General features: G+C 75.9%; 6 protein-coding genes. 1 reads left to right on the top strand and 5 read right to left on the bottom strand.

The window, feature by feature from the left end:
- Window positions 1-68 precede the first annotated feature (68 nt).
- From ACFVXK_RS11670 to ACFVXK_RS11690, 5 genes are all read right to left on the bottom strand, one after another.
- Complete coding sequence (locus tag ACFVXK_RS11670; RefSeq protein ID WP_389611326.1) at window positions 69-1,901, bottom strand: VWA domain-containing protein; 1,833 nt, start codon at window positions 1,899-1,901, stop codon at window positions 69-71.
- A 273-nt stretch (window positions 1,902-2,174) separates the two neighbouring features.
- Entirely contained in the window at window positions 2,175-3,446 is a 1,272-nt protein-coding gene (locus ACFVXK_RS11675) for a sensor histidine kinase (protein ID WP_389611327.1), read from the bottom strand.
- Window positions 3,434-4,153, bottom strand: a complete 720-nt coding sequence (locus tag ACFVXK_RS11680; RefSeq protein WP_389611328.1) for a hypothetical protein — start codon at window positions 4,151-4,153, stop codon at window positions 3,434-3,436. The genes ACFVXK_RS11675 and ACFVXK_RS11680 overlap by 13 nt, the downstream gene beginning before the upstream one ends.
- An 81-nt stretch (window positions 4,154-4,234) precedes the next feature.
- The gene (locus tag ACFVXK_RS11685) at window positions 4,235-6,232 is read right to left on the bottom strand and encodes an FUSC family protein (protein WP_389611329.1); all 1,998 of its coding nucleotides are present in this window, start codon (window positions 6,230-6,232) and stop codon (window positions 4,235-4,237) included.
- Between the two features lie 71 nt (window positions 6,233-6,303).
- Complete coding sequence (locus tag ACFVXK_RS11690; protein WP_389611331.1) at window positions 6,304-7,131, bottom strand: hypothetical protein; 828 nt, start codon at window positions 7,129-7,131, stop codon at window positions 6,304-6,306.
- Window positions 7,132-7,280: 149 nt separating this feature from the next.
- Between ACFVXK_RS11690 and ACFVXK_RS11695 the strand changes: the two genes are divergently transcribed.
- Window positions 7,281-7,694, top strand: a complete 414-nt coding sequence (locus tag ACFVXK_RS11695) for a hypothetical protein (protein WP_389611332.1) — start codon at window positions 7,281-7,283, stop codon at window positions 7,692-7,694.
- Window positions 7,695-7,732 lie beyond the last annotated feature (38 nt).

Here is a 7,732-nt window from a genome sequence, read left to right on the forward strand (position 1 = left end):
CCGCTCCTGTAGCGGGAAGGGCCCGGGATCCTCGCGGATCCCGGGCCCTTCGTCGTTCCTTCTCCCGGTCAGAACCGGTCGAGGACGCCCTTGAGGAGGGCGGCCGGGGTCAGCTCCGCGGGGGCGGGGCCGGCGTGGAAGAAGCCGGCGTTCTCGGCGTCCAGCTTGCGCAGGAAGTCGAAGGCCTTGGCGTCGTGGTCGCCGAAGGCGACGAACTGCCAGTGCACGCCGGGGGCGGTGGCGGCGGCGTCCGCGAGCGCCTGGCGGGCGGGGCGGACGTTGTCGGGCGCGCCGTCGGTCTGGAAGACGACCAGGGCCGGGCCGGTGCCGCCGTCCTTCTGGTAGCGCTCGACGACGGCCTCGACGGCCACGTGGTAGCTGGTGCGGCCCATGCGGCCGAGCTCGGCGTGGCGGGCCTCGACCCAGGACTCGTCGTGGGCGTCGAGGGTCAGTTCGGCGGTGCCGTCGAGTTCGGTGGAGAAGAACACCGTGTGCACGGTGGCCTCCTCGTCCAGGTGCGCGGCGAGGGCGAGGGCGTGGTCGGCGAGGTACTGGGCGCTGCCGTCCTTGTAGAACCCGCGCATGGAGCCGGAGCGGTCGAGGACCAGGTACACCTTGGCCCGCGCCCCGGTCTTCCCCTTGGCCCGCAGCACCTGCCCGGCGGCCTTGTAGGCCGCCCCGACGGCCCCACCCTTGCGCCGCACCGCCGAAGCGGGCAGCGCGGGCCCACCGACGGCCTCCGGCCCGGACTCCGCAACGGCTTCGGTCTCGGCCTGCGCGGCCAGGGGCTCGGTCTCGGCCTGCGCGGCCAGGGGCTCGGGGTCGACCTCCGGCTGGGGCTCGGCGTCCGCCGCCTCCGGCTGGGGTTCGGGGTCCGCCGCCTCCGGCTCGGCCTGCGCGGCCAGGGGCTCCGCCTCCGGCTGGGGCTCGGGGTCGGTCTCCGCCTCCGGCTGCGGCTGCGGCTGGGGCTCGGGGTCGGCCTGGGCGGCTGCGGGCTCCGGCTCGGCCTGGGCGGCCACGGGCTCCGCCGCCGGGGCCTCCGCCTCCGGCTGGGGGGCGGCCGCGGTCTGCGGCTCGGGGTTGGCCTCCGCCTGGGCGGCCGCGGGCTGCGCCGCCGGGGCCTCCGCCTCCGGCTGGGGGGCGGCCGCGGTCTGCGGCTCGGATTCCGCAACGGCTTCCGGCTCGGCCTGTGCGGCCAGGGGCTCGGGCTGGAACTCCGCCTCCGCCTCCGGCTGGGGCTCGGGGTCGGCCTCCGCGTCCGGCTGCGGCTGCGGCTCGGGGTTGGCCTCCGCCTGGGCGGCCTCGGGCTCCGCCGCCGGGGCCTCTGCCTCCGGCTGGGGGGCGGCGTCGGCCTGGGCGGCCTCGGGTTCCGCCTGTGCCTCCGCCGCGGCGACCGGCTCGGCCTCGACGGCCTCGACCGTGATCGGGGCGGCCTCGGCCTCGGGGGCGGCCGGGGTGGGCGAGTCCTCTTCCGGGGCCTGCGGGGTGGCGGGCTCGGTGCCCGCGGCTTCCTCGGTCGCCGCCTCCGGCAGCGTGGCCTCGGCCTGCTCCTGCGGCGCGGGCTCGGCGGCGGCCGGTTCGGCCTCCGGCTCCACGACCGCCTCGGCCGGCTCGGCCTCCGGCTGCCGGGCGGTGGCCTCGGTGGGCGGCGGGGTGGGGCCCTGGGGGGTGGGGCGGCGGGCTTCCGGGACGGTGGGGTCCGTGGTGGGGGCGGGGGCGGTGAGGAGGGTGCCCGCCTCACGGTCGCGCGGTGCCGACTGCGGCGGGACCGTCGGGTTGTCGAAGGACGCCGCCACCAGCTCGGCCGCCACGTCCAGCGGCGTGCGTTCGGCCTGGCTGGGGAGGGCCGCCGCTGGGGCGTCCGACGTCTCGGGGACCGGCTCCGCAGTCCTTCCGAACACCTTGCGCAACAAGCTCCGAATACCCATGGGCCAGGCCTTTCGCATGAGTGCGTGCGTCATTTGTCCGTGCTGCGCGGTTGATCCCTGCCCAGAGTGGACACGTAAGGTTATCGGCCCCTGGGCTGGAACGACGGCAGGGGCGCCCTTCGTGGTGCCCGTCCTACCACCCAACCCGCTCGCCCGCACGAACTGGCCCTCCGCCGTGCCGGGTTCATCCACCGTTCATCCCCGCCCCGCCGCCCCGGCGCAGCGGTTCGTCCGGACCGCCCTCCCTCAACTCCCCTCCGGCAGCCGCCCCACCGGGAGCCGGAGGGTGGTCAGGGCGCCGCCGTCGGGGGCGTTGGCGAAGCCGAGGGCGATGTCCAGGACGGCGGCCTGGCCCACCGCGATCGTCAGCCCCAGGCCGTGGCCGCGGCCGCGGCCGGGATCTCCGGTGCGGAAGCGCTGGGGTCCCTGCTCGACCAGTTCGGCGGGATAGCCGGAGCCGTGGTCGTGGATCACCACCACCGGCCCCTCCACCGTCACCTCGACCGGTGGCCGCCCGTGCTTGTGGGCGTTGACCAGCAGGTTGGTCAGGATCCGGTCCAGCCGCCGCCGGTCGGTGAGCACCACCGCGTCCCGCACCACCCGCACCTCGGCGGCGAGCCGGGACCCGGCGACGGCCCGCCGGACGGCCCGGCCCAGTTCCACCCGGGCCAGGTCGGCCCGTTCCACCCCCGCGTCGAGCCGGGAGATCTCCAGCAGGTCCTCGGTGAGCAGGTGCAGGGCCCGCAACCGGTCCTCGATCATCTCCTTGGGCCGGCCCTCCGGCAGCAGCGCGGCGGCGGCCAGGGAGCCCGTCAGCGGGGTGCGCAGCTCGTGCGCGACGTCGGCCGTGAACCGCTTCTCCGCCTCCAGCCGTTCCTGGAGCGAGGCGGCCATCGAGTCCAGGGCCCGGGCGACGTCCCGCACCTCGTCGCGGGAGCGGCGGGTGCCGTCGGCGTCCGCGTCGGCGTCCCGGTCGGCGGGGAAGCCGACCCGGGCGTCCAGGTCGCCCGCGCTGATCCGGCGGGCCACGGCGGCCGTGGTCGTGAGGCGGCGGCTGATCCGGTTGGCGAGGAACAGGCCGGCCAGGGCGACCACCCCGGCCGCGAGGGCCGAGGACAGGAGGATGGCGGTGTCCAGGTCGCGCAGCCGGGTGCGGGTGCTCTCGTACGGGATCCAGACCGCGAGGGCCTGCTGGTCGGCGGGGCCGGCGCCCCACATGACGGGCTTGCCCTGGTAGGTGCCGACCATGCTGCCGGTGCGGCCGTGTGCGACGAGCTCGCGCAGGGGGGCCGGGAGGCCGGGCGGGTCGAGGGCGGCGTGCACGTCGCCGTGCGCGGTGCCGTACTCGTAGTGCCCGAGGGCGTGCTCCAGCTCCCGGTCCACCTCCTTGCGGACCTCTCCGACGACCTGCCGGGCGACCACGTTGTGCACGGCGATCCCGAGGGCGGCGGCGACCGTGCAGCACACCAGGGTGGTGGTCAGGGCGATCTTCCAGCGGAGGCTGCTCAGCGCGCGCATCGCTGCCGGTCCGCGCTCAACGGGACGTCGGTCAGGGTGGGGCAGTCGTCGAGGGTCAGCTGCGACAGGCTCATGCTCTTGGTGTTGGGGTCCCAGACGTAGTCGGAGACGGAGATGTAGACCGGGTTCGAGGTCGGCTCGCGGACGGCCAGGTGCTCGGCGGCCACCTCCACGCCCTCCAGGACCCCGCGCCGGGAGAGGATGCGGGCGATCCTGCCGTCGTCCTGGACGGTGTAGACCCGCAGTTCGCTGAGGCGGCCGTCCACGTCCAGGGCGGTGATCAGCTCCTCCCTGCCGTTGCCGGTCAGGTCGTGCAGGACCCCGGGCCGCACCGGGCAGAAGGGCCCGCCGTCCACAGCCTGTGTGCAGAGCGCGAGCCGCTGCACGGCCCTGGGGTCCACGAGCCGGCCGGTGCCGCCGTCCTCGGCGGTGGCGGCCGTGATGTCGGCCCGTACGACGGCCAGCGCGTCCACCCCGCGCATGCTCAGCCCCGGCACCTTGGGCAGGCCCGGGACCACGGCGGCCGCGCCGGGCTGCTGCCCGGGGCCGGGCGGGTCGGGGAAGTAGCCCTTCCACAGGGTCCTGGGGGCGTGGACGGTGCCCTGGTCGCCCTGGTCCTTGAGCCCCTCCACGTCCGCGCACCCGGCCGTGGCGACCGCCAGGAGGGCGGCCAGGGCCGGGGCGGCCAGACGGCGGCGGGTGCGCATGCCTCGATGCTGCCGCGCCCGGCCCGGCACGGCGCACCCCGTGCGGCGTTCGGGGGATCCCGTACCGCGCGGCGGGACGGGTCAGGGGCCCGACTGGGAGATGGCGCGGGCCGCCGCCACCTCCTGGTGGAGCGGGGCGAGCACGCCGGCCTCGTCCCCCCACGGGGGGACCTCGACGCGGACCAGGGTCTCGCTGCTGCGGATGCCCTCGGCCAGGGCGCCGAGCTGGCCCGTGATCCGGAGCACCTCGCAGGAGGGCGGGGCGGGGGCTCCGTGGTTGACGCGGACGCGGGCCGCCGTGGTGGCGTCCACGATCCGTTCCACGGCCACCACCAGAGGCCACCAGGCGGCCGCGCGGGTGCCGGTCGGCGGGGGCTCGGTCAGGGCCCGCTGGAACTCGCTGCGGACGCCCGACAGGTCGCGGTAGATCCGTCGCCGGGCCTGGAGCCGGGCTTGGCGGGCGGCCCGCAGCTCGGCCTCGTCCGCGACGGGGGCGAAGGCGCAGTCCACGTAGCGGGCCGCGTCGTCCACGGCGTCGGCGAGCCGGTCGCCGATCCGGGTGTGCCAGCTCTCGGGCCACAGCAGGTAGCCGGCGACGAGGGTGATGGCGCAGCCGATCAGGCTGTCCAGCAGCCGGGGCCGGACCAGGTCGAAGCCCTGGTGGTTGAGGAGGTCCGACAGCAGCAGGATCACCGGGGTGATGGCCGCGGTCTGGAAGACGTACCCCTTCGCGGAGAACGCCGGGATCAGCGCGGCGAGCACCACCATCACCGGGACGTCCCACCAGCCGCGCGGCACCTCCGCCAGCACGGCGGCGGCCAGGACCAGCCCGGCCGCCGTGCCCAGGGCGCGCAGCACCGCGCGGGAGAACACCGATCCGAAGTCCGGTTTGAGGACGAAGGTGACCGTCAGCGCCACCCAGTACGAGCGTTCCACCTCGATCAGGGAGACCAGCGACTGGGCCAGGCCGATGCACAGGGCCAGCCGCAGCCCGTAGCGCCAGGAGGCCTCGGACAGCATCATGTCGCGCACCACCCGCCGGGCCCGCACCCGCAGCGAGGCGGGCCGGCCCAGCCGGTCGTCGACGTTGTACGGGTCGGGCTCCGCGAGGTGCACGATCTTCGCCGCGTGCCGCAGCGCGGCGTCCACGGCCCGCTCGGACGGGCTCTGCGGGGCGGGCAGGCCGAGGACCGGGGTTCCGGTGCGGCCCTCCTCGACGGCCGCGGCCAGCTCCCGCACCGCGGCCGGGACCTCGGGCGGCAGCGGGCGGCCGCGCAGGTGGGCGGCAGGCGCGGCCTCGACCAGCGGGATCAGCACGTTCAGCTGGGCGAGGACCCGCACCAGGGACGGACTGCGCCCGTGCACCCGGGCGCGGCGGCCCAGGACGAGGTCGTAGGCCTGGTTGAGGGCGTGGGTGACCTGCTGCCGGCGCTCGTCGTACACCGGCGCCGGTCCGCCCGCGGCCTCCAGGGCGTCGGCGACGGCCCGGTAGCCGGCCGCGACGGCGGCCCGTTCGGGCTGCCGGCCGCGCAGGGGCCAGCCCAGCAGGGTGAGCAGCAGGACGAACAGGCCGCCCGCACTGAGCAGCAGCGGGGCGGTCCACCAGGGCTCGGGCATCGGCAGGCCGGCCCCGACGACCGCGTTGAGCAGGAACACCAGCCCGGACGCGGAGGCGACCGTGCCGATCGAGGAGATCATCCCGGACAGCAGGGCGATCAGGGTGAGGACGGCGACCGCGACCCAGCCGTGGCCGTACACGAGGGTGCCCAGGGCCACCCCGATCGCGCCGAGGAGCTGCGGGAGCGCGATGTTCAGGATCCGCATCCGGTAGGCGTCGGCGGTGTCGCCGATCACCCCGGACAGGGCGCCCATCGAGGCGAGCGCCCCGTACTCGGGCTCGTCCACGGCGAACCCGACGGCGAGCGGGGCGGCCATCGCGACGCCGGCGCGGACGACCGCCGCCCAGTTGACGGGGGTGCTGCTCGGCCGCAGTCCCGCGAGCAGCCAGGCGGGGGGAGCCAGGGGGTGGGCCCGGGGCGGCTCGTGCGGTATGTGCTCGGTGCGTCGTTCGGTGGTCATTCCGCTTCCGTGTCACCGCTCGCGAATCGGTTCTTCTGGGGCGTTCTGCGGAGGATGGGTACCTTCTGAGCTTATGGGGTGCGGCGGAGCCGGCCGGTCAGCCATGCGGTGAGAGCGGTGGCCAGTCCGACGGCGAGGACCACCCAGGCGGTGGTGCGCAGGAACGCCGTGAGGGCGTCGTACACCGCTCCGGCGGCCGCCCGGTCGATGTCGGCCGGCAGGTCGTCGAGGGTCAGCCGGCGGCACACGGCGACGGCGATCCCCAGGAGGACGGCGCCGACGGCGATGCCGACACCGGTGGCCAGCACGGCGCGGCGCCGCCGTACGGCCACCGCCACGGCGGCGACGGCGAGCAGCAGGGTCAGCACGGGCAGCCACACCCCGGCGATCTGGAGCATGCGGAACCCCCTCCGGAGCGCGCCGAGGTTGTCGTACTCCATGACCTTCACGGACAGGTGGGTCTGGGGGATGCGGTCGGCGAACGGCACCCCGTCGGCCACCAGCTCCCCTTTGACCTGCGCGATCACCGGTGCGAGGTCGATGGTGACGGCATCCCCGTGGCCGCTGGTCAGCGCCTCCAGGAAGGCGGTGTGGGCGGCCCGGTTGGCCGCGTCCCAGGCGGTCCGGTAGGCGGGGGTCCCGGCGAAGGAGCGCAGGGCCTCCCCGAGCAGGGCGTCCACGCCGCCCTGGAAGGGACCCGCGTCGATCTGCCCGGACAGGGCGCGGCCGGCCTGGGTGACGACCACCTCCTGTACGGCGGGGTCCGTCGCGAGCGGGGACATGGCGGCGGTGTAGCGGTCGGCGTCACCCAGTTGGCGGTCGGCCCAGTACGCGACCGCGCTCGCGGGCACGAGGAGGGCCACGAGCACGATGAGGGCCGCCGACAGACAGGTGCGCACGTCACCAGGGAAGGCGGGCTCCGGGCCGGGCGCCACCCCCGTTGCTGCGTACGGGGGGCGGCGGCGGCCGAGTCCGCCCGGACGAGTGATCCACTTGCCGCCCCGGGTCGGCGGGTGTGCCCTGGAGGCTGGAAGAGAGGAGCCCCGCCATGGCACACGCGGCCCCCACCGCCCCCCGGCGGCACCACCGCCCGATGGCGTCGGCGCAAGCGCACGACATCACCAAGAGCGCCCTGGCCCGCCCGCTGCTGGCCGGCCTCGTCTACGGAGTCTGGGCGGCCTTCATCAACCGCCAGATGGGCCCGGTCGACGCGGGCAACGTCTTCTACGGGATCCTCTGCGGGGTGGTCTTCGCCGGGATCATGTTCGCCCTCGCCCGGGTCGGGCCGAGGCTCAAGCGGGAGGTGCACGCCGCCGCGTACGGGGTCTTCATCGGGATCGCCGTCGGCTATCTGCACAGCCTCACCAACCAGTCCGTGCTCCGCGCGACCGTCGTCGGCCTGTTCTCGGGCATCGGCGTCGGGGTCATCGCCTTCTACCGGTACTACACGCGGGAGGACTGAACCCCGCGTACCGGGCCGCGGCGCCGGTTCCCGTGCCC

It is taken from the genome of Streptomyces sp. NPDC058157, from assembly GCF_042884105.1.
Taxonomy (GTDB): domain Bacteria; phylum Actinomycetota; class Actinomycetes; order Streptomycetales; family Streptomycetaceae; genus Streptomyces.

Excerpts from the sequence above, each read along its gene's own strand:
- ACFVXK_RS11675 (WP_389611327.1), bottom strand. The coding sequence starts at position 3,446 with ATGCGCGCGCTGAGCAGCCTCCGCTGGAAGATCGCCCTGACCACCACC.
- ACFVXK_RS11680 (WP_389611328.1), bottom strand. The coding sequence starts at position 4,153 with ATGCGCACCCGCCGCCGTCTGGCCGCCCCGGCCCTGGCCGCCCTCCTG.
- ACFVXK_RS11685 (WP_389611329.1), bottom strand. The coding sequence starts at position 6,232 with ATGACCACCGAACGACGCACCGAGCACATACCGCACGAGCCGCCCCGG.
- ACFVXK_RS11695 (WP_389611332.1), top strand. The coding sequence starts at position 7,281 with ATGGCACACGCGGCCCCCACCGCCCCCCGGCGGCACCACCGCCCGATG.